The following is a 26434-nucleotide window of genomic DNA, read 5'->3' on the forward strand; positions in this document are numbered from 1 at the left end:
GGCACGCTCCTGACTGACGTGAACGGCGGGTTAACGCACCCCACCCTAGTAGTTGCTCATCACAACTACTAGGGTGGGCGTCACACTCGAGCCGCGCTCAGTCCAGTCCGCGCAGGTCCAGGACGAGTTCCGTCGCGCCGTCGGCGGCGAAGGCGACGGGAATGCCCCAGTCCTGCTGGTAGAGGTGGCAGGCCGCGTGGTCGGGGATCTCCCCGCCGGGCTCGCCGTCGCAGGCTGCCGCGCGGGCGGTGATGTGCAGGATGCCGTCGCCGACCTCCGGATCGAGAGTGAGCGTGCGGGTCAGCCCCACCGACGTGCCCGCGCCGTCGAGCAGGAGCTCCTCGGGCGACGACGAGATCTTCAGCTGCGTCGGGTCGCCCCACCGGTCGTCGAGCTTCTGCCCCTTCGGCGCGGAGAAGCGGACGACGATCCCGTGCTCACCCGGCGCGACGGGCGTCTTCGGCCGCTGAGTCTGCGAGGCGCCCTCGTCGACGGTGAGCGCCTCCTTCGGCAGCGGCAGCCGGACCAGTCGGTGCTGGTTCGTCTCGACGACGAGCAGCACGGGGTCGCCGGCGACGGAGGCGTCGAGCAGCACATCGGACGGCTCGGCGAGGCCGCGGGCCAGCGTCGAGACGGTTTTGGCGGCCGGATCGTAGCGGCGCACGGCGCCGTTGTAGGTGTCGGCGATCGCCACGGAACCGTCGGGCAGCACGGCCACGCCGAGCGGGTGCTGCAGGCGCGCCTGGTCGGCGGCGCCGTCGCGGAACCCGAAATCGAAGAGGCCGGCGCCGATCGCGGTCTCGACGGCCGCGGCGGCCCCGTCGTCGTCGAAGGCGATCCGGCGCAGCGCCGACGTCTCCGAGTCCGCGATCCAGAGGTCTCCGGCAGCGTCCGTCGCGAGGCCGGAGGACTGGGCGAACCACGCCTCAGCCGCCGAGCCGTCCTGCAAGCCTTCGAGGCCGGTCCCGGCGAACACGGCCAGCGCGCCTGTTCGGGGGTCGAAGGAGAAGATCTGGTGCGTTCCGGCCATGGCAACGATCAGGGCGCCGGCCTTCTCGGACCAGACGACGTCCCACGGCGAGGACAGCGACGTGTTCAACGGGTCCGCCCCGAGCTCGCGCGGCTCCTCTCCCCCGCTCTCGCGTGAGCGCTCGGAATCGAGCAAGCGCTGCACGCCGTTGCCGGCGAGCGTGATCACCGCCCCAGTCTCCAGGTTCACCCCGCGCAGGCGGTGGTTGACCGTGTCCGCGACGACGACGTCGTAGCCCACCTCGCCCGCCACGGCCGCCGGCAGGACGACGAGGCCTTGGGGCTCGTTGAAGCGCGCGGTCGCGGCGCCGCCGTCGGCGTGGCCCTTGGTCCCTTCGCCGATGGTGCGCACGACGGTACTCAGGTCGGACGCGAGCTCGACGAGGCGGTGGTGGCCGGAGTCGCCGACGAGGAAGTTGCCATTGTCCAGCGCGACGACCTTGCCCGGGAAGCGCAGATCGCCTTCCCGAGCGGGTGGGGCCACGTAGGGTCCGTCCCCCCGGTGCAGTGTGCCTTTGCCCTCGTGCTCCGCGATGAGCTCGCCGATGAGAACGTCGAGCCCGTTGGCGTGGCCCTCGCCGGAGAGGTTGGCCACGAGGTAGCCCTCGGGGTCGATCACGGCCAGCGTCGGCCACGCGCGGGCGGCGTAGGCCTCCCACGTCGCCAGCTCGGGGTCGTCGAGGACGGGGTGGTGGATCTCGTAGCGTTCGACGGCGGCGGCGAGGGCGACGGGGTCGGCCTCGTGCTCGAACTTGGGCGAGTGCACGCCGACGATCACGAGCTCGTCCTGGTACTTCTCCTCGAGCGGGCGCAGCTCGTCGATGACGTGCAGGCAGTTGATGCAGCAGAACGTCCAGAAGTCGAGCACGACGATCTTGCCGCGCAGGTCCTGCAAGGTGACCGTCTCGCCTCCGGTGTTCAGCCAATTGCGGCCCACCAGTTCGGAGGCGCGAACCTTGACGTTCGCGCGGACGGATTCAGTGCTGATCTCGGTCACCAGGGGACTCCTCTGTGTCGGCTGACGTCTGGCTGGGACAACCCATTATCGCCTGCGTTCATTCCCGCGCCGGGGTCGATGACGGCGCGAGACCGGCGGCGGACTACCGTTCCTGCTGCGCCTCGAGCTCGAGCACCGTGATCTCCAGGACTGACTCGGCCATCTGGGTGAACTCGGGGTCGGAGATGTTCTCGGGCCCGGTGAAGGACACCATGGCGACGTAGTCGCCGGCCTCCCGGATGAGCACGAGGGACTGCTGCTGCTGATCGTGGTTCGGCAGCAACGACCAGAACACGGCCGAATCCGTCTCATACCCGGTCTCCGGCTCGCTGTGCTTGAGCGGCCCGCTGGTCGGCACCACCGCCCCGTCGTCACCGGGACGCTGCAGGTTCAGCGTCACCGTCGAGCACTCGTCCAGGAGCGTCCGCACGGTCGCGTAGTGCGCGTCCAACCCCTCGCGGTCATCGATCCGGGCGACCTCGAGTGAGCCGATCGCGGCGACATCCTCGTTGCGGAACTGGGTCAGTGCGGCCTCCTCGGCGGAGTCCGCCACGAGCGTGGGTGACCAGTTCATCTGCTCCAGCGGTTCCGCGCACGACGACGGCGCCACGACCACCCCGGCCATCGGGTCCGCCGGGTCCTCGCGCAGTTGCTCTAGCTGGGCGCTCGTCGCCTCGGAGGAGAGATCGAATCCCAGCCCGGCCGCCTGCAGCACGCCAGCTGCCACCGCTACGCGCGGCGTCGTCACGGCGCGATCGTCGTTTGGGCCCTCGGCGGCCGGCGAGTCGCTCGCGGGCGCGTGGGCGGCGTCGTCGGGCATCTCGGCAGGCCCGCCGCAGGCGGTCAGCAGGGCCAGCGCGACAACGGCCGCGGCGGCGTATGCGCCTCTTTTCTCACGGTCAGCGGCCACGGATGTCTCGTTTCTCGTCGTGTTCCTTGAGCTGGCTGAACATCGCGTTATACGCGGCGAGCTCGGCGTCGTCGTCCCGTTCCGCCTTGCGGTCCGTGCGCTTGGCCTCGCGCTCCGAGGAGCGGCTCCACTGGAACATCACCCCGAGCGCGAGCAGCAGGGTCGGCACCTCTCCGATCCCCCACATCGCGCCCGCGCCGAACTTCTGGTCCTCCATCGGGCTCGCGCCCCATTCACGGCCCATGTTGCCGAACCAGGAGGCCTGCATGAGGGACTCGCTGCTCATGATGGAGACCCCGTAGAAGGCGTGAAAGCTCATCGTGGCCAGGAGGATCACCAGTCGGAACGGGTACGGCGCCCGGCGCGGCAGCGGGTCCGATCCGATCATGTTCAGCGCGAAGATGTAGCCGGTGAGCAGGAAGTGCACGTTCATCAGCTCGTGCCCGACGTGCTCGGAGAGCGCGAAGTAGAAGAGGTCGGTGTTGTAGAAGATGATGATCGAGCCAGCGAAGTTCGCGGCGGCGAAGAGCGGGTTGGTGACGAGCTTGGAGAACCACGAGTGCACGATCGCGAGGATCCACTCGCGCGGGCCCCGGGTGCCGTCGGTGCGCGCCGGAACCGCCTTGAGCGCGAGCGTGACCGGCGCACCGATGACGAGGAAGAACGGGGCGACCATCGTCAGGGCCATGTGCCCGATCATGTGGGAGGAGAAGAGCACCATCCCGTAGACCGCGAGGACGCCCGAGGTGATGTAGAACAGCGCGGCCAGGCCGACGAACCAGCAGACCAGGCGGATCACGGGCCAGCTGTCCCCGCGGCGGCGGACGGTGACGAAACCGATCACGTAGAACGCGGCGAGGATCGCGACGATGGCGACCCACAGCCAGTCGAAGCGCCACTCCGTCACCCATGAGCTGGCCGTCAGCTCGCCCGGCAGCTCGTAGCCGGTGAGGTAGCGGGCGGGGCTGGGGCTCTCGGGCTCGAGCTGCGGAACCGGCGGTGCCGTCCGGCCGAGCACGGCCGCGACCGCCATGACGACCGCCATGATGGCCGCCTCGACGCCGACGATCCGCCAGGCGGCCTTCGCGGCCGTCAGCTTGCCGGCGAGCAGGTGCGGGATCGTCAGCTGGCGATGCATCCAGCCGAGCGCCGCCAGCAGCAGGGTCAGCGCGGTCTTGACGACGATGAGCATGCCGTACGGCGTCGTCAGGTCGGAGGGCTCGCTGACGCGCAGCGCGGCGCTGATGACACCGGAGACCGCGACGAGCAGGATGGCTACCGTCGCGAGCCACGAGAACCGACGCAGCACGACGCCGGTGAGCACCGGCGTCGTCTGCTTCCCGGCGCCGGGGGCGCGGCCCGGCGCGGGCACGTCCAGCGTCCCGGCCAGACACGCGAGCACCGCGATGCCGCCGACCCAGAGGCACACGCCCGCGAGGTGCAGCAGCATGCCGTTGACGGCAGCCCAGTGGTCGTCGGCGCCGCCGGCGTGACCGATAAGCGAGAGCGGAAGGATCCCGATCATCGCGAACACGGCGCCGAGGCCGATGCCCGCGGGCGCACGGACCCCGAACGCCCAGGTGGCCGTGATCGCCGCGATGACGATCATCCACGCCCACGCCTGGCCGGTGCCGATGTTGAGGATGAAGTCGAGCATGCCGCTCGTGTACGCGTCGGAGGCGGCGACGGGCAGGCCGGAGACGTCGGAGAACGTGAGCACGAGAACGGCCGCCGCGGACAGCGTCCAGACCGTGGCGGCGCCGGCGGCCACGTTCATCGCCCTCTCGAACGCGGGATGTGCTCCGCCGGCGTCGGCGTCGGCGCGGGTCGGCTTGAGCCCGCGCGGCAGGATCGCCGCGGCGAAGACCAGGGCGCCAATGCTCGTCGCCATCGCCGTGTGGTGCACGGTGCGGGCCAGCGGCAGGCCCCAGCGGGTCACAGCGCCGGGGTCGGCGAGCGTGCCGGCCGCGGCCGCGCCCGTGTAGAGCAGCGCGGCCACGAGGGCCACGAGGCCCGCGGCGAACGCCGGGACGGTCAGTTGCGTCGGCTTCACGGCTCCAGGCTACTTCTGCTGCTTGCGGACCTTGGCGATCACGACGACGACGGCGGCGATCGCGGCGAGCGCGAGGATGATCACGACGGCGGGCCCGGCCCAGCCGCTGGCATTGTCCAGTTCGAGTTCGAGCGGGCCGCTCGTGGCCGGCTCGTCCGGATTCATCGCGGGGTCAGAGGAGGAGGAGGAGGAGGAGGAGGAGGAGGAGGCGCTCGGCTCGGGGGTTGGCTCGGCCGCGGCGTCGCCGCCGGAGGCGACCTCGAAGCCGAAGGCGCCGTCGTTGTCCACGGTGCCCTCGATCGGATGGCCGTCGCTCGAGATGACACGCCAGGAGAGCGTGTAGTCCCCGGCCGGCAGCGCCTCGTTCGGCGTGACGACCAAGTCGCCACCCTCCGCGGCGAATTCGGTCTCGTGGGTCGCCCCGTCGCCGTCGACGAGGTCGACCCGGGCACCGATGTCCTGAATCTCGCCGCTGAACGTGAGAGTCAGCTGCTCGGGGGCGGTCTCCAAGGCGTCTCCGTCGGCTGGATCCGTGGAGAGGAGCTGGTCGTGCGCGTGGGCCGCGGGGGCGCCCGCGAGTGAGGCCGCGGCCGCGGCGCCGAGGGCCAGGAGCAGCGCGGCGAAGAGGGCGAGCAGCACGGTGGAACGAGCGGTGTTCCGGGTGAAGATCATGGCGTCCTAACGAGATCGAAGGCGTATCTATTCTACGCCACGTAGAAAGGCCCACCCGGTCGCCGCGACGACTGAGTGGGCCTTTCGGCTTCCCGGTGTGGGGAAGAAAACAGGCGCGGAGCCCTTACTTGGCGACAGCGGCCTTCAGCTTGGAGCCGGCGGTCAGCTTCACGGAGTGGCCGGCCGGGATCTGGATGGCCTCGCCGGTCTGCGGGTTGCGGCCGGTGCGGGCGGCGCGGTCGGTGCGCTCGACAGCCATCCAGCCCGGGATCGAAACCTTCTCGCCCTGGGAGATCTGCTCGACGAATGCGTCGAAGACGGCGTCCAGAACGCCGTTCACGGCGACCTGAGAGTTGCCGGTCTTCTCGGCGACAGCTGCAACAAGCTCACTACGGTTCATAGCCAATGTGTGTCCTCCTGGACTGCTCTTCCCCCGGGCCTTACGGGCCGGGATGCCCCGCGGTCGCGGGGACTTCTGAGTGAAAACTATCAGCCATAGGCCCCTGACACGCCCAGATCTCGGCGATTTGGCCGGATTTTTTTGATTTTCCCCGGAATTCCAAGGATTTTCGGAGGTTCGGGCCCTGTTTTCTCCGCCTGACCCCTTCGGTTTGATCCTGATCACACTAGGCTGGGAGTCATCAGACACCCTGTGCAGGAGGTGCGCGATGAGACCACGAAACGACGACGAGCAGCGCGGTAGGCCACCGCTGCGCGACACCGACCCGCTGCTGCGCGCCGCGCGATACCGGGACGAGCAGGACCTCGAGAGCCGCCCTGCAGCGCCGGAGTTCGTCGACGGGTCTACTGCTCCGGAGATCCGCCCCAGGTTCCACGAGCACGACGACGTCGGCGAGGTCGCGGCCGGTGCGATCGACCAGGCCGTAGCCCGCGGCGACTTCGACAACCTGGCCTACGCCGGCAAGCCGCTGCCCGGCCTGGGCGGCACCCACGACCCCGACTGGTGGATCAAGGGCCTCATCGAGCGCGAGCGCATCAGCGGGCTCGGCCCGCCTGCCATCGCCCTCCGTCAGGAGGCCGCCGAGTTGCGCGAGCGGCTGGACGGGCTCGGCGGCGAACGGCAGGTCCGCGAGGTGCTGCGGGACTTCAACGACCGGATCGTCGAGGCGCGCCGGCAGCTGCTCGGCGGCCCGCCCGTGGTCACGGACACGCGCGACGAAGACGACGAGGTGCGCCTCTGGCGGCAGCGGCGCGAGGAGAAGGCCGCCGCGGCCGAGGATGAGCGCCGGCGTCGTGCGGAGCTCGAGGAGCGGGAGCGGGCCGAGCGCCGCGCCCGCCGTCTGCGCCGCTGGATCCCCTGGGCCTGAGAACCGATGGCGGCCGGACGGGGGATACAGCCCTACCGGCCGTTGCCCTGGGCTCGACCCGACATGGCCGCGTCGGGTCAATCGCTGCCACTAGGCGCGCATGCACACCTTTAGAGCCATTCCTTGCTGGCGGCGGCCACGCCCAGCTGGAAACGAGTGGCAACCTCCGCCTTGGTCATCAGCAGCTGCAACCGTCGCTGCACGGTGCGCAGGCTCGTCCCCAATTGCCCGGCGATTGCCTTGTCGGTCAAGCCGGCGCGGAGAAGCACGAGCAGGTGCTGGTCCGCGCCGTCGAGCTCCGGACGTTCGGCTACCCGTTCGGCGGGCAGATACGTCGTTTGGGCCCGTTGCCAGCACAACTCGAAGAGGGCGCACATGGCATCGAGCAGCCCGCTCCGCCGCAGCAGCAGCGCGCCGACTTCATTGCTCGTGGCCCCTTCGCTGGAGAGCGGAAGCAGGGCCAGTTCCTGATCGGCTATCAGCATGCGCAGCGGCAATGCATCGGTCACGCGGATTTCTTCGCCGGTAGCCGCGGTAGTTGCCACCTGTTGGGCGAATCCCGGCTTGTTGAGCGCCTGTGACTCGATGATCACCCGGTAGTTGACCCCCCGCGCGATCGCAGCTGCTTCGTCCACGTTCTCAGCGGAATCCATAACCAGCACATCGGGCTTCACCATGGCCCATACCGACTGCTTGGCTCCACGCTGCAGCTGCGCGAAGTGCTGGGCCACCGCCTGAGGCCCACGGACCACGTCAATGACATCCAGGCTGACCCGCCCGGCCGCCGACTTGTGAAACAAGTCGGTCAACGCGTGGAGCTCAAGCTCGGCCTGACGAATATCCTGCTGCCGCTCGACAATGAGCGAACCCAACGCAAGCTCCGGCGGCGAGGCGATGAAATGGTCGTGTTTGGCCACCGAGCGAGCCACCAGCCCCAGGGATTCCAACGATTCCAGGGTCAAGCTCACGTCGCCGAGGCCTGCATTCAGTTCGTCGGCGATGTCCTCTGCCGCGGCAGAGGGCATCGCCACAAGCTGGCGATAGACCAGCTCTTGCAGTTCGGTTAGTCCCAGCACACTCAGCATCATTGCACCTTTACGACATCGGCCTTTGAACCCAATGATGACAGAAAGTGGCCATGGCACTTATCCGCCATTGTGGTTGGAACTCAAGTTTGGCACATTGTTGTCAACCACACATCGCCACATGTTCCCCGAAAGGCCCTCATGCCCAGAATCAAACGAACAACAGCTGGCGTCGCAGCGCTGGCTCTTGGCGCTAGCCTGCTAGGCCTGACCCCGCCTACGGCGACAGCCACCCCGCAGGGTCCAGAGAACCCCATCGTCGGTCAGAACGACGCCGGGGGCCCGGCCGCCGTGACTCTGATCAACGGCGACACGATCTTCGTCAGCACGTCTTCCGACGGTCACCCGACGGCCATCGTGCCCAGCGGACGCGACTACTTCACCCGCATCGTCAATGAAGACCTCTACGTGTTCCCCGCGGACGCCCAAGGCTTCCTTGCCTCGGGCCAGTTGGACAGCGAGCTGTTCAACGTCACCGGGTTGATCCGCCAGGGGTACGCTGATGCCGACTCCGATTCGCTGCCGCTGATCATGCAGGGCGCTACCTCCGCCGTCGCCCGCACCGCCGGGATCGACGTCGTGACCACTCTCGATTCCATCGACGCCACTGCCCTCACACTGGGTAAAGACACCGCGGCCCGCAGTTACCAACAGCTCGTGGACGCCAAGGTGTTCAGCAGCGACTCCGAAAAGAAGATCTGGCTCGATGCGCGCGTGGAGCCAAGCGAGGTCGATCTCGATCCTGCCACCGGCGTGGCCCAGGCCGGCGCCGAAGAAGCCTGGGACCTGGGCTTCAACGGCCAGGGGACCAAGGTCGCGGTGCTTGATACCGGCTACGATGCCGATCACCCGGATCTGACCGACCAGGTCACCGACACCAAGGACTTCACCGGGGAAGGTATCGAGGACGGTCAGGGACACGGCACCCACGTGGCCTCCACCATCAGTGGAGCCGGGGCCGCTGACCCCTCCAAGACGGGCATGGCACCCGAATCCGAGCTACTGATCGGCAAAGTGCTCGGCACCAACGGAGGCCAGACCTCCTGGATCATCGCCGGCATGGAATGGGCCGTTGAGCAAGAAGCCGACGTGGTCAACATGAGCCTCGGCTCGTCCCAGCCAACCGACTGCACCGACCCGATGTCCCTCGCCAGCGAGGAACTCTCCACGCAGAGCCAGACCCTGTTCGTCGTAGCGGCCGGCAACTCCGGCGCTCGCGAAACGGTGAGCGCCCCGGGCTGTGCCGAAGGGGTACTCACTGTGGGCGCAGTGGACTCCGAGGGCGCTCCGGCAGCATTCTCCAGCCGCGGAGCAACGCTGGGGGGACACAACATCAAGCCTGACCTGGCCGCCCCCGGCGTGGAAATCCTGGGTGCCAAGGCCGGAGGCGCCGAGGGTGATGCCTATGTGAAGATGTCCGGCACCTCGATGGCCGCGCCGCACGTGGCAGGAGCCGCTGCACTGCTGCGCCAGGCCCACCCCGACTACTCCGCTCAACAGCTCAAATCAGCCCTGGTCTCCTCGGCCAAGCCGGACGCATCCGGCGACGTCTACACCTCAGGTTCCGGCGAACTGTGGACACCGGATGCCATCACCACAGAGTTGACTAGCGATGTCAGCGTCGAACTTGGTGACTTCGACTGGCCGCACGGAAAATTCCAGCGGTCCACCGAGCAGGTCACCTACAACAACACTTCCGAGGCGCCGATCAAGCTGAAGCTTAAGGTCGAGGACCTCACCGGCGCCGATGGTCAGAAGGTCCCGGCGCACCTGATCAAGCTCGGCGCCGGGCAGATCACCGTTCCGGCCAACGGCAGCGCGAGCGTCGAGGTCACCGCCAGTGGCGACGCGAAGAATCTACGCGAAGGGGCCTACGGCGAGATCGGAGCACGCATCGTCGCTACCCAGATAGGCGACAAGGAGACCCGCGCGGTCACGTCGGTCGGCTTCTGGCTGGAACCGAAAACCGTCGATGTAACCTTCAAGAGCATCGACCGCAACGGCGACAACGCCGTCAGGGGTTACCTCGACCTGACCGACATGCATCAGCCGGCTCGAACCATGAACTACTTCTCCGGCGAAGACTTGACCCTGCGCGTACGCGCCGGTGACTACGTGGTCTCATCATTCATCGGCACGCAGGGCGGAGGGGGCGCAGACTCGTACGCCTACGTCGGCGACCCGGAGATGAGCCTGACCGAAGACACCACGGTGGTGCTCGACGCCCGAGAGACCACTCGGGTCGAGCTGGCCGGAGACCGCCCGATGCAGATCCGCTCTGGTTCACTGGGCTTCGACCGCAGCTGGGATGACAAGTGGCGGCTGGCCGCTTCCTACGTGGCCGGTTCGGCGACCGAGCTCTACGTTTCGCCCACCGACAAGGTCAAGTACGGCACGTTCAGCTTCGGCACCTACTTGCGCGCCTTCGATCCGGCCGTGTCCACTGCGGACAGCTCCTACGTCTACAATTTGGCCTTCACCGAAGAGGACAGAGTGTCTAGGGACCAGCTTCACGAGGTGCCCGATTCGGCACTCGGTCTGGTCTCGGAGAGCTGGCACGCCCAATCCAGTGGACCGTGGAACTCCCAGGACTGGACGCGTGTCATGCCAGAAGAGGCCGGCGCCGACCCCTTCTTTACGGCCGTCAGTTCGCCGCTGACCTCGCCGATGAAGCGCACCGCCTACTACTCCGCAGACATTCCCTGGCAGCAGCTGGCCCAATCGGGTCAGATCAATCAGTTCCCTGAAATCTGGTTCGATCCGGTACGCCGGTACAAGGCAGGTTCCGACTCGATCGTGGATTGGTTCAAGCTCCCGACGAACACCGGGATGGCTATGACGGCCTCCGGTGAACCCAGCCGCGTCGCGGAGCGTCAGGGAAACTTGGTGGGCTTCAGCTTTCCGCAGTGGAAAGACTCCGAAGTCGGCCGCGTCGGACTCGGCGGCCTCGCCGACGTCGGAAATCTATCGATCTACGAGAACGGTGTGCTGCTCGATAGCTTTTCGACTCCGTCAGGTGCCTCGCAGCTCGCCCTCGAGAGCTCCAAGGTGACCGCTGTCGTCGACCAGCGCCGGCTGCGTCGTGACAACTACTGGGACCTGGGCCTGCGAACCAGCACCTCGTTCAGCTTCGATTCGCAGGCCCCGGCCGGCGATGAGGTCGTGCCGCTGCCGATCGCGCTGCCGAGGCTGGACGCTGAGGTTGACGACTTCAACCGGGCGCCCTCCGAGGCGGAGTACCCGGTATCTGTCAACCTGCAAGGTCAGAACGGCTACAACCCGGGTGGCATCGCCGCGATGACAGCTCGGGTCAACTACGAGAATCTCCAAGGGGCCGACGACCTGCTGGTCGAGGATTCCACCTGGAGCGAGGCGAAAGTGATCGAACAGGATGGGCGGTGGAAGGTTCTCGTCGACAACTCGGCCGCGGTGAACGGTTTCGTGACGCTTCGTCTGACCATCGAGGACGCCAACGGTACTACGATCGACCAGACCATCGAGCACCTCTACGGAGTCGACGACTAGATTGCACAGCACCATTGGCGGGGGCCGGATTCGACCGAATCCGGCCCCCGCTCGCTGCCAGCGCTGCACGTGGACGACCGCCAGCTTGTGGTCTTTCGAAAGTGGTGGCCACGCGCCGTCCCCTCCGGGCGACATCGGCGATGAGGTGCGCCTCTGGACCCCTGGGCCTGAGTGCGGACGCGCGAAAGGCCCCCGCTCAACAGAGCGGGGGCCTTTCGAATCCGGTTCAGCCGGCGGCTAACGCACCGAGGTGCGCGTGCGGCTTACCAGGAGGACTTGGTGATGCCCGGCAGCTCGCCCTTGTGGGCCATGTCGCGGAAGCGAACACGGGAGATGCCGAACTTCTGGAACGTACCGCGCGGGCGGCCATCGATGGCGTCGCGGTTGCGGACGCGCACCGGCGAGGCGTTGCGCGGCAGCTTCTGCAGGCCGAGGCGGGCCTCTTCGCGGGCCTCTTCGGTCGCGTTCGGGTCAACCAGGGTCTTCTTCAGCTCGGCACGCTTCGCGGCGTAACGCTCGACGATGACCTTGCGCTGCTCATTCTTGGCAATCTTGGACTTCTTGGCCATGTCTTAGCGCTCCTCTCGGAATTCGACGTGCTTGCGGATGACCGGGTCGTACTTCTTCAGGACCATGCGGTCCGGGTTGTTACGACGGTTCTTGCGGGTCACGTAGGTGAAGCCGGTCCCAGCGGTGGACTTCATCTTGATAATCGGACGTACGTCCTTGTCCTTAGCCACTAGAGCTTCACTCCCTTCGCGAGCAGCTCGGTCACCACGGCGTCGATACCGCGGACGTCAATGGTCTTGATGCCCTTGACCGACAGCGTCAGCGTGACGTTGCGGCGCAGGGACGGAACCCAGTAGCGCTTCTTCTGGATGTTCGGGTCGAACCGACGCTTCGTGCGGCGGTGCGAGTGGGAGATGCTGTGGCCGAAGTTCGGCACTGCACCGGTCACCTGGCAAACTGCTGCCATGATCACTCCTCAGTAGTAGTAGTAAAACGGCGGTACTCTTCAAGCAGGCGCGCGCCACGGAAGCGGCTTGCACCTGTTAATGCGTTGAAGCGTCCCGCCACCAGTTGTGACACCGTTCTTTACTGCTTGAAGGTAACCAGGCTGGGTGAGATCCAACCGAAGCGCCCTGTCTTGCGCGATATACGGTGAATTCGGCGGCCCAGTGGGATCATCTTGCGATGTTTCCCTATCCCACAGGCCGCTTTATTCGGTTTACGGGCAACCATGCCTGCGCGCACGAACGTGGTTCGCGCATGACGGCAGGCATGACTTAACGCCTTACTATCCTAGAGCGCCGGGGCCCGCAGCGCAAAACGGGAGGTGGTGCGCTCAGTCACCCCGGTCGTGGAAGATCCAGTGGTCGGAATCGAGACCCCGTACGATCTTCTGCCCGATGCGGGTCAGGTCCGCGATGTCCCGGTCCTCGAGCTGATCGAACATGAGCCGGCGCACGGACTCCACGTGCTCGGGGGCGAGGGCCTCGACGGAGTCGATGCCCTCGTCGGTGAGGGTCGCCGTCGTCACGCGCGCGTCGACCGGGGACCGCCTGCGCTCGACCCAGCCGCGGCTCTCCAGCTTCTTGACCACGTGGCTCAGCCGCGAGAGGGACGCGTTGGTCTTGCCGGCGAGCTGACTCATCGTCAGCGTCCGATCGTCCTCTTCGGAGAGCATGGCGAGCACGTTGTAGTCGAAGATCGTCAGCCGCGCCTGCTTGTGCAGCTCGCTGTCCAGCGTGCTGGGCAGCTTGAGCATGACGGCCCAGAGCGCCAGCCATGCTTCCCGCTCGTCGGGCGTCAACCACCGTGGTTCCGTCATGCGCTCAATTCTGACACAGGTCGTGTTGGTTGCGCAGGGAAACGTCCATGTTTGACTAGGAGTTTCGCGCGCTTCAACACTCGACGACGTTGACGGCGAGACCGCCGAGGGCCGTTTCCTTGTACTTGTGGCTCATGTCCTTGCCCGTCTCGCGCATCGTCACGATCACCTCATCGAGGCTCACCCGGTGGTCCCCGTCGCCCATGAGCGCCATCTTGGCCGCGTTGATCGCCTTCGCGGCCGCGATCGCGTTGCGCTCGATGCACGGGATCTGCACCAGGCCGCCGATGGGGTCGCACGTCAGGCCCAGGTTGTGTTCCATGGCGATCTCCGCGGCGTTCTCCACCTGCTTCGGTGTCCCGCCGAGGATCTCGGCCAGTCCGGCGGCCGCCATCGACGACGCCGACCCGACCTCGCCCTGACAGCCGACCTCGGCGCCCGAGATCGACGCCTGCTCCTTGTAGAGCACGCCGACGGCCGCGGCGGTGAGCAAGAACCGCACGATCACGTCGCGCTTGACCGCCTCGAACTCCTCCGCGCCGGCCCCCCGCACCGCCGGCGAGTAGTGCGTCGCGTAGAACATGACAGCGGGAATGATCCCGGCCGCGCCGTTGGTCGGGGCGGTGACGACGCGACCGCCGGACGCGTTCTCCTCGTTGACCGCGAGCGCGACCAGGTTGACCCACTCCTGCCAGAAGCCCGGATCCCGGTTCGGGTCCTGCTCGGTAAGGCGCGTGTGCCAGGCCGGTGCCCGTCGTCGTACCTTCAGGCCCCCGGGCAGCAGCCCGGTGCGCTCGAGCGCGTTGTCCTTGGACGCCTCCATGACGTCCCAGAGGTGCAGGATCCCTGCGCGGACCTCGTCGCCGTCGCGCACCGCGCACTCGTTGGCGAACATGATCTCGCTGATGCTCGCGTCCTGCTCGCGGCAATGGCCCAGCAGTTCGACGGCGGTGCGGAACGGGTGCGGAACGCTGGCCAGGTCCTCCTCAATCTCCTGCACGACGGCGTCCTCGGCGCCCTCGCGCACGATGAATCCTCCGCCGATCGAGAAGTAGGTCTGATCGGCGACCGTCTCGCCGGCGGCGTCGAGTCCGACGAAGCGCACGCCGTTCGTGTGTCGCGCCAGCACCGTCAGCGGGTGCAGGACCATGTCGGCGACGCCGTACTCGAGCGTGCGGGTCGGCGCCTCGAGCTGCGCGGCGACGTCGACGCGGCCGGTCTCAGCGTGCGCGGCCATCCGCGCCTCGGCCTCGTCCGGGAGGATCTCCTCGGCGGCGTAGCCCTCGAGCCCGAGCAGGATCGCCGTGAAGGTGCCGTGGCCGCGGCCGGTCGCGGCGAGCGACCCGTAGAGGTCGATGCGCAGGTCTGCGAGGCGGGTGATCGCCTCGGTGTCCGCGAGGTGCCTGGCGAACTGCGCTGCGGCCCGCATGGGGCCCACCGTGTGGGAGGACGAGGGGCCGAGCCCGACGCTGAAGAGGTCGAAGACGCTGAGTGCCATGGGGATCCTTGCGACAGTGGATGGATCGGAAAACCACGACGACGCCGGCGTGGGTGGCGCCGGCGTCGTCGACAGGGTGCGCGGTGCGGGGAGGCGATCCCCGCACCGCTGCGGGTGGAGCGGGGTCCTTACTCGACGTCCCCGCCGTTGGCGGAGGCGTACTCCTCGGCGGAGAGCAGCGGGCCCTCCTCCGTGACCTCGACGGTGAACAGCCAGCCGGCGCCGTAGGGGTCCTCGTTGAGGATGCCCGGGTTGTCGACCGGCTCCTGGTTGACCTCGACGACCGTGCCGGTGACCGGGGAGAAGATCTCGGAGACGGACTTGGTGGACTCGACCTCGCCGCACGGCTCGCCGGAGGTGACCTCGGCGCCGACCTCGGGCATGTCGACGTAGACGACGTCGCCGAGGGCGTCGGCGGCGATCTGGGAGATGCCGATCCTGGCCGGGGAGGCCGCGTCGATCCACTCGTGTTCGGCGGAGTAGCGGAGGGTGGAGAGAACCTTGCTCATGGGCGTTCCTTTTCGATTGGTGGTGCTTGCGACGGTGGGGACGGTTCTACGTTACTTCTCACGCTTGTAGAACGGCAGGGCGACGACCTCGAACGGCTGTGGTTTACCGCGCAGGTCAACGTCCAGGGCGGTGCCGGGTTCGGCGAACTCGGCATCGACGTAGGCCATCACGACCGGGTAGCCGAGGGTCGGCGACGGCTGGCCCGAGGTGACGACGCCGATCTCGGCCCCGTCCTTGAGCACCGCGTAGCCCGTGCGCCCGGCGCGACGTCCGAGGCCCTTGAGCCCGACGAGCCGCCGGCTCGTGCCCGCGGCCTTGGCCTCCTCGAGCGCGGCGCGCCCGACGAAGTCGCCCTCCTTCTTGAGGGAGACGATCGGGCCGAGGCCGGCGTCGTACGGGGTGGTCTCCAGGCCCAGCTCGTTGCCGTAGAGCGGCATGCCGGCCTCGAGGCGCAGCGAATCGCGCGCCGCCAGGCCCGCCGGGATCAGCCCGGAGCCGTCTCCGGCGGCGAGCAGCGCGCGCCACAGCGCGACGGCGTCGTCGTTGGAGACGTAGAGCTCGAACCCGTCCTCGCCGGTGTAGCCGGTGCGGGCGAGCAGCACGTCGATGCCGGCGACCGTGATGTCGTCCGCCGCGTAATACGGCATATCGGTGACGATGGACGCAGACTCGGCCGCGACCTGCGTGAGCAGGATCCCCTCCGCGGCCGGCCCCTGCAGCGCGATCATCGAGGTCTCGGCGGACGCGTCGCGCACCTCGACCTCGAAGTTCGCAGCCCGCTCGGACAGGTCGGCGGCCACTGTCGGTGCGTTGCCCGCGTTGGAGACGACGAGGAACGTCGTCTCGCCGCGGCGGTAGACGATGAGGTCGTCGATGATGCCGCCGGCGGCGTTGACGATCATCGTGTACTTCGCCTTGCCGACCTTGACTGCGGCCAGGTTGCCGACGAGGGCGTAGTTCAGGAACTCGGCGGCGGCCGGTCCCTCGATCCAGATCTCGCCCATGTGGGAGATGTCGAACAACCCGGCGGCCTCACGGACGGCCTGGTGCTCGGCCAGCTCGGAGGCGTACTTCAGAGGCATGTCCCAGCCGCCGAAGTCCGTGAAGGAGGCGCCGAGGGCACCGTGTTCTGCGTGGAGCGCGGTTTTCTGCGTCATGATGTGCGTGTCCTCTCGGTTAGTTCGCGTCCTCGGCGGGGGCTTCGAAGGCCTCCGGCGGCGGGCAGGAGCAGACCAGGTTGCGGTCGCCGTGGGCGCCGTCGATGCGGCCGACGGGCGGGAAGTACTTGTCCTGGCGGAGGCGGTCCACCGGGAAGGCGGCCTGCTCGCGGCTGTAGGCGCGGGCCCAGTCGCTCGAGGCGACGGCGACCGCGGTGTGCGGCGCGCGGCGCAGCGGGGACTCCTCGACGGTGAATTCCCCGTGGGCGACCTGCTGAATCTCAGCGTGGATCTCGATCATGGCCTCGATGAAGCGATCGATCTCGCCCAGGTCCTCCGACTCAGTCGGCTCCACCATCAGGGTGCCGGCGACCGGGAAGGCCAGGGTTGGGGCGTGGAAGCCGTAGTCGATGAGGCGCTTGGCGACGTCTTCGGCGGTCACGCCCGTCTTGGCCGTGAGCTCGCGCAGGTCGAGGATGCACTCGTGGGCGACGAGGCCGCCGTTGCCCGTGTAGAGCGTCGGGAAGTACTCGGCCAGCGACTTGGACACGTAGTTCGCGGTGAGCAGGGCATTGGACGTCGCAGCCGTGAGGCCCTCGGCACCCATCATCGCGACGTACGCCCAGGAGATCGGCAGCACGCCGGCCGAGCCGTACGCGGTCGAGGCAACAGGCGTCCCGTGGTGGCCGTTGTGCGGTCCGGTCGGTGCGCCCGGCAGGAACGGGAGCAGGTGCTCGGCCACGGCCACCGGCCCGACGCCGGGTCCGCCGCCGCCGTGCGGGATGCAGAAGGTCTTGTGCAGGTTCAGGTGCGAGACGTCGCCGCCGAACTGGCCCGGCTGGGCGAGGCCCACGAGGGCGTTCATGTTGGCGCCGTCGATGTAGACCTGGCCGCCGGCGGCGTGCACCTTGTCGCAGACCTCGCGCACGTCGGCGTCGTACACGCCGTGCGTGGACGGGTAGGTAACCATGATGCCGGCGATCGAGTCGCGGTGCTTGTCGATCTTGGCGTCGAGGTCTTCCGCGTCGATCGTGCCGTTGGCGGCGGTTTTGACGACGACGACCTTGAGCCCGGCGAGGACGGCCGAGGAGGCGTTGGTGCCGTGGGCGGACGCCGGGATGAGGCACACGTCGCGCCCGTCGTCGCCGTTGGCGACGTGGTACTGGCGGATCGCGAGCAGGCCCGCGTACTCGCCCTGCGAGCCGGCGTTGGGCTGGATCGAGACGCCCGCGTAGCCGGTGATCGCGGCGAGCCGCGATTCGAGGTCGTGGATCAGGTGGCGCCACCCGGCGGTCTGGTGCTCGGGCGCGTACGGGTGGATCGTGGAGAACTCCGGCCACGAGATGGCCTGCATCTCGGCGGTGGCGTTGAGCTTCATGGTGCACGAGCCGAGCGGGATCATCGTCCGATCGAGGGCGAGGTCCCGGTCCGAAAGCCGGCGCAGGTAGCGCAGCATCTGGGTCTCGGAGCGCACCGTGTGGAAGATCGGGTGCGTCATGTACTCGGAGGAGCGCACGACGTCGTCGCCCAGGGCCGTGCCCGCCCCGGCGAGGGAGGCCTCGGCCTCGGCGATGGCCTGCGTGGCGTCCGCGATGCCGAAGGCGGCGGCGACGACGGCCAGGTGGGCCGGCGTCGTGGTCTCGTCCGTGGAGACGGCGACGGTGTTCGAATCGATGAGGCGCAGGTTCACGCCCTCGACCTCGGCGTCGGCGACAATCGAGACGGCGCGGTCCTCGGCGGTGACCGTGAGGGTGTCGAAGTAGTTCTCGGCGGCCAGGGCGAAGCCGGCGCCGGAGAGCACGGTCGCGAGCGTGCGGGCGCGCAGGTGGGTGCGCTGCGCGATCTTCTTCAGGCCCGCCGGCCCGTGGTAGACGCCGTACATGCCGGCGGCGATGGCGAGCAGAGCCTGCGCGGTGCAGATGTTGCTCGTGGCCTTCTCGCGGCGGATGTGCTGCTCGCGGGTCTGCAGGGCGAGGCGGTAGGCGGCGGTTCCGGCGTCGTCGTAGGAGACGCCCACGATGCGGCCCGGCAGGTTGCGCTCGAGGCCCGTGCGCACGGACATGTAGGCCGCGTGCGGTCCACCGAAGAACAGCGGGATGCCGAGGCGCTGGGTGTTGCCGACCGCGATGTCGGCGCCCTGCTCGCCCGGGGGCGTGATGAGCGCCAGGGAGAGGATGTCGGCGGCGACGGTGACCATCGCGCCGCGCTCCTTGGCGGCGGCGATCACGGCGGAATGGTCGGCGACACGGCCGGAGTTGCCCGGCTGCTGCAGGACGATCCCGGAGATCTCGCCGTCGGGCAGGCCCTGCGACAGGTCGGCGACCTCGAGCTCGAAGCCGAGGGCCTCGGCGCGGCCGGCAACGACCGCGAGGGTCTGCGGGAAGAGGTCGGCGTCGAGGACCGTTTTGGCGTTGGCCTTCTTCTTGTTGGACCGGCGCATGAGCAGGACGGCCTCGGCCACGGCGGAGGCCTCGTCGAGCAGCGAGGCGTTGGCCACGGGCAGGCCCGTGAGGTCGCCGACCATGGTCTGGAAGTTCAGCAGGGCCTCGAGCCGGCCCTGCGAGATCTCCGGTTGGTACGGCGTGTACGCGGTGTACCAGGCCGGATCCTCGAGGACGTTGCGCATGATGACCGGCGGGGTCTCGGTCCCGTAGAAGCCCTGGCCGATCATCTGGGTCTTGATGACGTTCTTGGCGGCGATCGCGCGCAGGTCGTCGAGGACCTCGGCTTCGCTGCGGGCCGGCGGAAGCTGGAGCGCGGTTCCCTGGCGGATGTCGGTCGGGACGGCGGCGTCGACGAGGGCCTCGAGGCTCTCGAAGCCGACGGTCGCAAGCATGTGTTCCGTGGCGGCACCGCGCGGTCCGATGTGGCGGTCGGCGAAGGTGGCGGCGTCGTCGTGCAGGTGCACGGACGGCGTGGCGGGGATGACTGTCATCGGTGGAGACTTCCTGGTCGGCGAAGCGGGCTGTCGCGATCGCGGCGCCGCTGAGGACGCCGGAGGCTGTTTCCCTCCCCGCTCTGTAGTGAACCTGAGAGTTTCCGCGCCTGACTGCCATGCGCTTGCACCTTCGGTGAGCGTGCCGGCCGCGCAACGCGGCTGGCCCACTGCTTTCCAGAGTCGCCTCCTCGCGGCGGTGCGGGTGCCTGAGAGATTCCCGGGGAGGAAATTGCTCCTACGGCGCCCGACCGTGGCTTCGGCCGGGACTCTCCCGCCGCGTGTCGAAAGCGTGCGTCCGGCGGCGCAATGCCGCCGGTCACAGCTCCATCATAGTTGGAGGCCCGGGCACCGCCAACACGAGGGCCGGTTCGTCAGACGTCGTTGGTGCGGATCGTCCCGCCGCCGGCGAGCGGAACGTGCCACTCAAGCCGGATGGAGAGCACGCGCAGGACGAAGACGAAGACCGCGATCAGGCAGCCGGCGACGACGCCGAACCACCCGAGCTCGAGCGTCAGCACGGTCAGGGCCGCCCCCAGCATGGCGGGGATCGCGTAGACGCCGCGCGGGTTGAAGACCTGCGGCACCTCGTTGGCGACGACGTCGCGCATGACGCCGCCGCCCACCGCGGTCGTCAGGCCCAGCAGCGCGGCCGACACGGCGTGCAGCCCGGCCTCGTGCGCCGTGATCGTGCCGACGATGCAGAACAGGGCCAGCCCGCCGGCGTCGAACAGCAGCAGGGGGCGGCGCACCCGCGTCTCGTGGACCACGCGGGTCGCCACGAGCAGTGTCGCGAGCACGGGCGGCAGGAGGTAGACCGGCTGGGCGAACGCGTTGGGCACGCCCTGGCCGATGATCACATCGCGGCACACACCGCCGCCGAGGCCGACGAGCGAGGCGAGCAGGAGGGAGCCGACGACATCGAACTTCTTGCGCGCGGCCAGCAGGGAGCCGGAGACCGCGAAGAAGAAGGTGCCGAGGAGATCGAGAAGAAGCATGGACATCGCTTCAGGATCCTAGCCGCCCGGCGCCGCCCGTGCACGGCGGGGGCGTCAGCGGGCGGCGGCGCGCGTCCGGCGTGCCACGGGCGCCCACACCACGACGACGGCGGCGCCCCACACCGCCCAGCTGAGGCCCTGGTGGCCCCAGTAGGCGCCGTCGGGCAGGGCGGACGTCTCCGACATGAGGTTCGAGTAGGCGAAGACCAGCACCGTGTTCAGCATCGCGTGGCCGGCGACCGCCGGCCACACCGACCGGCTCAGCCAGCGCACGCCGGCGAGCACGAAGGAGGCCAGGAAGAGATTGACGGTGGTGGCGAGGACCTCGCGCCAGGAGGAGACGCCGTCGAGCGCGTAGGCCGCGGTCAGCGGGACGTGCCAGAGCGCCCAGAACGCGCCGATCGCTGCCGTGGAGCGCCAGAACCCCCAGGCCGCGAGCGTCGAGGCGAGGTACCCGCGCCAGGCGAACTCCTCGCCGAAGGTCAAGAGCATCGTGGCGGCGGCCAGCGGCAGCACCCAGACTGCCAGCCCGCGCGCATCCGCGCCCGGGGCGAACTCGACGAACCCGAGGGCGGATGAGGCGGCGATCACGGCGGCCGGAATCGCGATCATGAGACCGAGCAGCGCCGCCGTCGTCCCGGCGATCCGCCCGGGCGACGCGCCGCGCAGCCCGGCCCAGCGCAGCAGCTGCACCGGCCGGCCGAACGCGAAGTGCAAGGCGAGGACGACGACGGCCGGCGCCCACATGACCGCTGGCGTGAGCACTCCGAGATAGCCGGAATCGGCGCCGGCGAGCGCGGGCGCGCAGAGAGCGAGCACGAGCGCGAGCATGACGGCTCCGAACACCGTCAGGAAGCGCGGCGCCCAGGCGGGCAGGTTGCCGTCGCGGCGGGAGGGCAGGCGCACGGCGGCGGCGGGTGCGGGCGATGAGGTGGTGGTCATGTCCACCATGGTTCGCCGGCCGCGGGCCGATTCCAAGGCTTATCCGGCGATTTCAGGGCGAACCCCGGCCGGACCCGGGTCCTCCCCGAGCCGAGCCCCGGGGTCCTCCCCTACTCCGGGTAGACCTGAACGTAGTCGGGGTACTTCGGGTCCATCCGATCGCCCGAGCTCTTGCCGGTCAGGCGGCGCTGCACCCACGGCAGCAGGTGGGTCTTCGCCCACTGCGCGTTCTGCTTGATCTCCTCGACGCGGCCGCGGGAGGCGGACGTGTGCAGTTCCGGGACCTCGATCGTGTGGTCCAGACGCAGCAGTTCGAGGATGTGCGTGGCCATGAGGCAGTGGCCCGAGGTGTTCATGTGCAGCCGGTCCTCGTCCCAGTAGCCGATGTTCTGGAACTCGCGCCAGCGCCAGTAGTCGGCGATCACGATCCCGCGCCGGTCGGCGATCTCGCGCAGACGCTCGTTGAACAGCGCCACGCGCCCCAGGGTGGCACTGAAGATGGGCGACTCGGACACGTCGAACCCGGTGAAGACGACGACGTCGGCTCCGGTCGCCTTGAGCTCGCCCAGGGCGTCGTCCAGCTGGGCGACGATGGCCTCGACGTCGACGCGCGGGCGCAGGATGTCGTTGCCGCCGGCGGAGACGGTCACGAGTGTCGGTTTTAGCGCGATGGCCTGCGGCACCTGCTCGGCGACGATCTGGGGCAGCTTCCGCCCGCGGATGGCCAGGTTGGCGTAGCCCCAGGCCGGGTCGGCGGTGATCAGCTGCTCGGCGACGCGGTCGGCCCAGCCCCGTACCCCGTTGGGCCGGTCGGGCGCGGGGTCCCCGACACCCTCGCTGAAGGAATCTCCAATGGCAACGTATCGCTTCTCGAAATCCACGTCCTTCACGATAGACCACTGCGCACCGGCCCCGCGCCATTGCGGCACGCGCGGCCGCAATCGGGGCTCTACGCGACGAGCGCCTTCAACACGGCCTGGCGCACACTGAGGCTCAGTCGGCCGTTGCGCCCGAGCGTGCCCATCTCCTCGGCTCGTGCCGGGACGTAGCCGAACGCAATCCCGTAGGCGGGATCCGCGTAGCCGAACGCCCCGTTCGCGCCCTCGTGGCCGAAGACCCGCCAGGACCCGAAGTCCTTCTCCGGGGTCGGCTTCATGAACACCACGCCGAACGCCTTGAGCCCGCCATCGGCCCGGTCGAGGCCGAAGACCTGATCCTCGGCCATGATCGTCTGAGTGTGCTCCGTCAGCAGGGGCGCGCTGCGCGTGCCGTCCTCGAGGACGACGCCGGTGCTCGCGGCCGCGTACAGCCTCGCCAGCCCGCGGGCGTTGGCGACGCCGCCGGCCGAGGTCATGCCGACCGCGCGGATCTCGCGGCTGTTCGGCAGGTCGAGCAGATCGCCGGGCTGCCCGTCCTCCCGGGTGAAGCCGCCGGTCGAGTTGAACGCGGTCCCGAGGTAGCCGTACGGGTCAATGAAGGGCAGGGGCGCGGCCGCGGGCTTGAGCACGTCCCGGTAGCGCGGCTCCTCGGACTCCGGCAGCCCCAGGTAGAAGTCGACGCCGTGCGGGGCGCGGACGCGCTCCTCGTAGACCTCCTGCAGGGTCCGGCCGGTGATGCGGCGGACGAGTTCCTCCATGAGGATGCCGATGCTCAACCCGTGGTACGAGAACGCGATCCCCGGGCGCCAGTTGGGCGGCTCTGCGGCCAGTCGGGCCGCGGCGAGTGCCGAGTTGTTGTACTCCTCCGCGGTGAAGCCGCCGGCGACGCCGAGGGAGCCGGCCTGGTGGCTCAGGGCTTGGCGGACGGTCGTGGTCTCTTTGCCGGCCTGCCCGTAGTCGGGCCAGTAGGCCGCGACGGTCGCGTCGAGATCCAGCAGCCCGTCCTGCACGAGCAGAGCGATCACGATCGCGCCGGCGCCCTTGCTGCACGAGAAGACGCCGGTCAGCGCCTCGGCCCCGAACGCCGGGTCGTCGGGGCCCGCATCGGCGCCCACACCGGCCTGCGGCGCGCAATCGGGCCCGACGGCGAGATCGAGCACGAGCTCACCCTCGTAGTACACGGCCAGCTGCCCGGCGTAGTCCGGATCCTCCTGGCCGAAGCGTTCGAAGAGCTCGGCGACGGACGTGAAGCGCGGGTCGGTCTCGGTCACGGGTTTCCTTCCGATGTGTGGTCTGCGAGCAGTGCGGGCCAGCGGGCGGCCTAGCGCTCGGGCGTGGACTGGCGGAAGCGCAGGCGCCACCGCCCGTCTGCCTGCACCCAGAGCGAGGCGACGATGGTGGCGTAACCGGTGCCCGAGAGCCGGTAGGTGAGCAGCACGGTGTCGGCAATCGTCACGGCGTCGAGCAGCTCGAACGTGCCCGCGGGGGCCGCGGCGGACTCTTCAAGGACGGCGATCGCGGTGTCTCGGTCGTGCAAGTCCCCGTGGGAGCCGATCTGCCGGAAGTCGGCGTGCAGCAGATAGGAGACGGCCGAGGCGTCGGCTCGGACCTCGGGCTCGAGCAGCTCGCGCTCAAGGGTGACGACGGCGTCCAGCACCGCGTTGCCCGTCCCGGTCTCCTGGACGCCCTCGAGCGAGGAGAACAGGTCGGGCTCCGTGCCGTTCGCGACAGCGGTGGCCGAGGACGGGGCGGCCCGCGTCGGCACTGACGACGCGGGCGCCGTCGTCGTGCCCTGTGCGCCGGCGGCCGCCGGAGGGGCGCCGACGAGGCCGGGACCGGCGTCCGGAGCGACACCGCGCTGGTGGGCGGTCGCGGCGGCGCGGGCGCGGACGTCGGCGGCCTCGTTCAGGTCGTGGCCGGCATGACCCTTGACCCATTCGAACGTGTAGGTGCGGCCGGCGAGCGCGGCGTCGATCTGCTTGAGCAGCTCGACGTTGAGGACCGGCTTGCCGTCGGCCTTCTTCCAGCCCTTCCGCTTCCAGCCGGGCATCCACTTGGTCACGGAGTTGATGACGTACTGCGAGTCGCAGAGGATGTGCAGCGGCTCGTCCGGGCGGTCGGCCGTGGCGTTGAGCAGGTCCAGCACCGCCATGAGCTCACCCATGTTGTTGGTGCCGTGGTCCCACCCGCCGGCGCGCCAGTTCGCATCGTCGATGTACCAGGCCCAACCGGACGGGCCGGGGTTGCCGAGCGCGGATCCATCGGCGGCAGCGGTGATCGTCATGGCGTCAATCCTGCCATGTCGGACCCGCAGAACAGGTGCGGGCGGTCATCGGGGCGCGGGGCGGAGCGGGTCGCCTCCCCGCCGACGATTGGACGCATTCGAAGAAAATGTGAGAAGCTTCACAGGTTTTGCTGTGGTGTGCAACATAGATGACATCAATGACGTGCATCATTGGACGCATCACTTGAACCTTCATGGAGGATCCTCACACAATGAGCGAAGTCTTATCCGCAATCAACGACGTTATCTGGAGTGACTGGCTGGTCTACCTGTGCCTCGCCAGCGGCGTCTACTTCTCCGTCCGCTCCCGCTTCCTGCAGGTGCGGCACATCAAGGGCATGGTCGAGCAGCTGGTGCGGGGCGAGCGTTCGCCGTCCGGCGTCTCCTCCTTCCAGGCCCTCGCCATGTCCCTCTCCGGCCGCGTCGGCACCGGCAACATCGCCGGTGTCGCCACTGCGATCGCCTTCGGCGGCCCTGGCGCACTGTTCTGGATGTGGATGGTCGCCTTCCTCGGCGCATCGACCTCCTTCATCGAGTCGACGCTCGGCCAGATCTACAAGACCCGCGACCCGCTGACTGGCGAGTACCGCGGCGGCCCCGCCTACTACCTCTCCCGCGCGCTCGCCCACACCAGGGGCGCCCCGTTCTTCAAGGTCTACGGCTACGTCTTCGCCGCCGTGACCGTGATCGCCTGCGGCGTCCTGCTGCCGGGCGTTCAGGCCAACTCGATGGCCACCGCGATCGACGGCGCCTGGGCCCTGCCCTCGTGGTCCGTCGCCGTCGGCGCCGTCATCGTCCTGGCGTTCGTGATCATCGGCGGCGTCAAGCGCATCGCCAACTTCGCCTCCTTCGTCGTGCCGTTCATGGCCGTTGCCTACATCGTCCTGGCTCTGATCGTGGTGTTCGCGAACGCCTCTGCACTGCCGGAGATGTTCTCGATGGTCTTCCGCGCAGCATTCGGCATGGACGCCGCTTTCGGCGCCGTCGTCGGTCTGGCCGTGATGTGGGGCGTCAAGCGCGGCGTCTACTCGAACGAAGCCGGTCAGGGCACGGGCCCACACGCAGCCGCAGCCGCCGAGGTCTCGCACCCGGCCAAGCAGGGCCTCGTGCAGTCCTTCGCCGTCTACATCGACACCCTGTTCGTCTGCTCGGCCACGGGCTTCCTGATCCTCTCCACCGGCGCCTACCGCGTGCATGAGGGCGGAAGCTCCGACGGCCCGGTGCTCGCCGAGGGCGGGCTGCTCTCGAGCACCGCCGTCGTGGGACCGCAGTTCGTGCAGGCCGGCTTCGACAGCGTCTTCGCCGGCTTCGGCGCCTCGTTCATCGCGGTCACGCTGATGTTCTTCTGCCTGACCACGATCATCGCGTACTACTACATGGCCGAGACCAACCTGCGCTTCCTCGTGGGCAAGTCCTCGAAGACGCTCATTCCGGGCATCAAGGCCAGCATCGGCCGCGTGACCACCATGGCCCTGCAGGTCGCGATCCTCATCGCCGTCGCGTACGGCTGTGTGAACACCGCGGACAACGCGTGGGCGATGGGCGACATCGGCGTGGGCCTCATGGCCTGGCTGAACATCATCGGCATCCTGATCCTGCAGCAGCCGGCGTTCAAGGCGCTCAAGGACTTCGAGGCGCAGAAGAAGCTGGGGCTGGACCCCGTCTTCGACCCGAAGGTCCTGAACATCGTCGGCGCCACGTTCTGGGAGACCTACAAGACGGACCGCGAGAAGGAAAAGGCCAAACTGTAGTCCCCCGCACGACGTGCGCCCCGCTCATCCCGGGGCGCGCGGCATCACTCG

At 68.7% G+C, this 26434-nt stretch carries 22 protein-coding genes and 1 riboswitch; of the genes, 3 read left to right on the plus strand and 19 right to left on the minus strand.

Annotated features, from left to right (window positions below; translation table 11 throughout):
* Positions 1 to 97: 97 nt before the first annotated feature.
* From EV380_RS10160 to EV380_RS10180, 5 genes are all read right to left on the minus strand, one after another.
* Positions 98 to 2026 (minus strand): NHL domain-containing thioredoxin family protein, encoded by a 1929-nt coding sequence (locus EV380_RS10160; RefSeq protein ID WP_130451048.1) that lies wholly within the window; start codon positions 2024 to 2026, stop codon positions 98 to 100.
* Positions 2027 to 2129: 103 nt separating this feature from the next.
* The gene (locus tag EV380_RS10165) at positions 2130 to 2936 is read right to left on the minus strand and encodes a hypothetical protein (protein ID WP_130451049.1); all 807 of its coding nucleotides are present in this window, start codon (positions 2934 to 2936) and stop codon (positions 2130 to 2132) included.
* Entirely contained in the window at positions 2926 to 4989 is a 2064-nt protein-coding gene (locus EV380_RS10170; RefSeq protein ID WP_130451050.1) for a bifunctional copper resistance protein CopD/cytochrome c oxidase assembly protein, read from the minus strand. Before EV380_RS10170 ends, EV380_RS10165 begins: the two co-directional genes overlap by 11 nt.
* A 9-nt stretch (positions 4990 to 4998) precedes the next feature.
* A complete protein-coding gene (locus EV380_RS10175; RefSeq protein ID WP_130451051.1) occupies positions 4999 to 5661 on the minus strand; it encodes a copper resistance CopC family protein in 663 nt (220 codons plus the stop codon).
* Between the two features lie 124 nt (positions 5662 to 5785).
* Entirely contained in the window at positions 5786 to 6067 is a 282-nt protein-coding gene (locus tag EV380_RS10180; RefSeq protein ID WP_102157948.1) for an HU family DNA-binding protein, read from the minus strand.
* Between the two features lie 262 nt (positions 6068 to 6329).
* Between EV380_RS10180 and EV380_RS10185 the strand changes: the two genes are divergently transcribed.
* Positions 6330 to 6989 (plus strand): DnaJ family domain-containing protein, encoded by a 660-nt coding sequence (locus EV380_RS10185; RefSeq protein WP_130451052.1) that lies wholly within the window; start codon positions 6330 to 6332, stop codon positions 6987 to 6989.
* 110 nt (positions 6990 to 7099) lie between these two features.
* Here EV380_RS10185 and EV380_RS10190 read toward each other — a convergent pair whose 3' ends face one another.
* A complete protein-coding gene (locus EV380_RS10190; protein WP_165391934.1) occupies positions 7100 to 8074 on the minus strand; it encodes a helix-turn-helix domain-containing protein in 975 nt (324 codons plus the stop codon).
* A 291-nt stretch (positions 8075 to 8365) separates the two neighbouring features.
* Here EV380_RS10190 and EV380_RS10195 point away from each other — a divergent pair, with 291 nt between their 5' ends.
* On the plus strand, positions 8366 to 11599 hold the full coding sequence (locus tag EV380_RS10195) for a S8 family serine peptidase (protein ID WP_165391935.1): 3234 nt from the start codon (positions 8366 to 8368) through the stop codon (positions 11597 to 11599).
* 263 nt (positions 11600 to 11862) lie between these two features.
* On the opposite strand, the gene rpsN is transcribed toward EV380_RS10195, so the two are convergent.
* The 13 genes from rpsN to EV380_RS10260 all read right to left on the minus strand — a co-directional run bounded on the left by rpsN (position 11863) and on the right by EV380_RS10260 (position 24632).
* Positions 11863 to 12168: a 30S ribosomal protein S14 gene (gene rpsN, locus EV380_RS10200; protein ID WP_102157950.1), complete on the minus strand. Its 306-nt coding sequence runs from the start codon at positions 12166 to 12168 to the stop codon at positions 11863 to 11865.
* Positions 12169 to 12171: 3 nt separating this feature from the next.
* The gene (gene rpmG / locus EV380_RS10205) at positions 12172 to 12339 is read right to left on the minus strand and encodes a 50S ribosomal protein L33 (RefSeq protein WP_102157951.1); all 168 of its coding nucleotides are present in this window, start codon (positions 12337 to 12339) and stop codon (positions 12172 to 12174) included.
* Complete coding sequence (gene rpmB, locus EV380_RS10210) at positions 12339 to 12575, minus strand: 50S ribosomal protein L28 (RefSeq protein WP_102157952.1); 237 nt, start codon at positions 12573 to 12575, stop codon at positions 12339 to 12341. Before rpmB ends, rpmG begins: the two co-directional genes overlap by 1 nt.
* A 369-nt stretch (positions 12576 to 12944) precedes the next feature.
* The gene (locus EV380_RS10215; protein ID WP_130451055.1) at positions 12945 to 13430 is read right to left on the minus strand and encodes a MarR family winged helix-turn-helix transcriptional regulator; all 486 of its coding nucleotides are present in this window, start codon (positions 13428 to 13430) and stop codon (positions 12945 to 12947) included.
* A 73-nt stretch (positions 13431 to 13503) separates the two neighbouring features.
* Complete coding sequence (locus EV380_RS10220; RefSeq protein WP_130451056.1) at positions 13504 to 14928, minus strand: L-serine ammonia-lyase; 1425 nt, start codon at positions 14926 to 14928, stop codon at positions 13504 to 13506.
* A 128-nt stretch (positions 14929 to 15056) separates the two neighbouring features.
* Positions 15057 to 15437 (minus strand): glycine cleavage system protein GcvH, encoded by a 381-nt coding sequence (gene gcvH / locus EV380_RS10225; RefSeq protein WP_130451057.1) that lies wholly within the window; start codon positions 15435 to 15437, stop codon positions 15057 to 15059.
* Positions 15438 to 15488: 51 nt separating this feature from the next.
* Positions 15489 to 16595 (minus strand): glycine cleavage system aminomethyltransferase GcvT, encoded by a 1107-nt coding sequence (gene gcvT, locus EV380_RS10230; RefSeq protein ID WP_130451058.1) that lies wholly within the window; start codon positions 16593 to 16595, stop codon positions 15489 to 15491.
* Positions 16596 to 16614: 19 nt separating this feature from the next.
* Positions 16615 to 19530 (minus strand): aminomethyl-transferring glycine dehydrogenase, encoded by a 2916-nt coding sequence (gcvP, locus tag EV380_RS10235; RefSeq protein ID WP_130451059.1) that lies wholly within the window; start codon positions 19528 to 19530, stop codon positions 16615 to 16617.
* Positions 19531 to 19717: 187 nt separating this feature from the next.
* Positions 19718 to 19817, minus strand: a riboswitch (glycine riboswitch).
* 87 nt (positions 19818 to 19904) lie between these two features.
* Positions 19905 to 20534 carry a trimeric intracellular cation channel family protein gene (locus EV380_RS10240; RefSeq protein ID WP_102157958.1) on the minus strand — a complete coding sequence of 210 codons (630 nt, stop codon included), beginning with the start codon at positions 20532 to 20534 and terminating at the stop codon, positions 19905 to 19907.
* Positions 20535 to 20582: 48 nt separating this feature from the next.
* The gene (locus EV380_RS10245; protein ID WP_165391936.1) at positions 20583 to 21470 is read right to left on the minus strand and encodes a CPBP family intramembrane glutamic endopeptidase; all 888 of its coding nucleotides are present in this window, start codon (positions 21468 to 21470) and stop codon (positions 20583 to 20585) included.
* A gap of 110 nt (positions 21471 to 21580) precedes the next feature.
* Positions 21581 to 22351 carry an SGNH/GDSL hydrolase family protein gene (locus EV380_RS10250; protein WP_130451061.1) on the minus strand — a complete coding sequence of 257 codons (771 nt, stop codon included), beginning with the start codon at positions 22349 to 22351 and terminating at the stop codon, positions 21581 to 21583.
* Positions 22352 to 22419: 68 nt separating this feature from the next.
* Entirely contained in the window at positions 22420 to 23619 is a 1200-nt protein-coding gene (locus EV380_RS10255) for a serine hydrolase domain-containing protein (RefSeq protein ID WP_130451062.1), read from the minus strand.
* A 50-nt stretch (positions 23620 to 23669) separates the two neighbouring features.
* A complete protein-coding gene (locus tag EV380_RS10260; protein ID WP_130451063.1) occupies positions 23670 to 24632 on the minus strand; it encodes a ribonuclease HI family protein in 963 nt (320 codons plus the stop codon).
* 212 nt (positions 24633 to 24844) lie between these two features.
* Here EV380_RS10260 and EV380_RS10265 point away from each other — a divergent pair, with 212 nt between their 5' ends.
* Positions 24845 to 26383, plus strand: a complete 1539-nt coding sequence (locus tag EV380_RS10265) for an alanine/glycine:cation symporter family protein (RefSeq protein WP_130451064.1) — start codon at positions 24845 to 24847, stop codon at positions 26381 to 26383.
* Positions 26384 to 26434 lie beyond the last annotated feature (51 nt).

Source organism: Zhihengliuella halotolerans (assembly GCF_004217565.1).
GTDB classification, from domain to species: Bacteria; Actinomycetota; Actinomycetes; order Actinomycetales; family Micrococcaceae; genus Zhihengliuella; species Zhihengliuella halotolerans.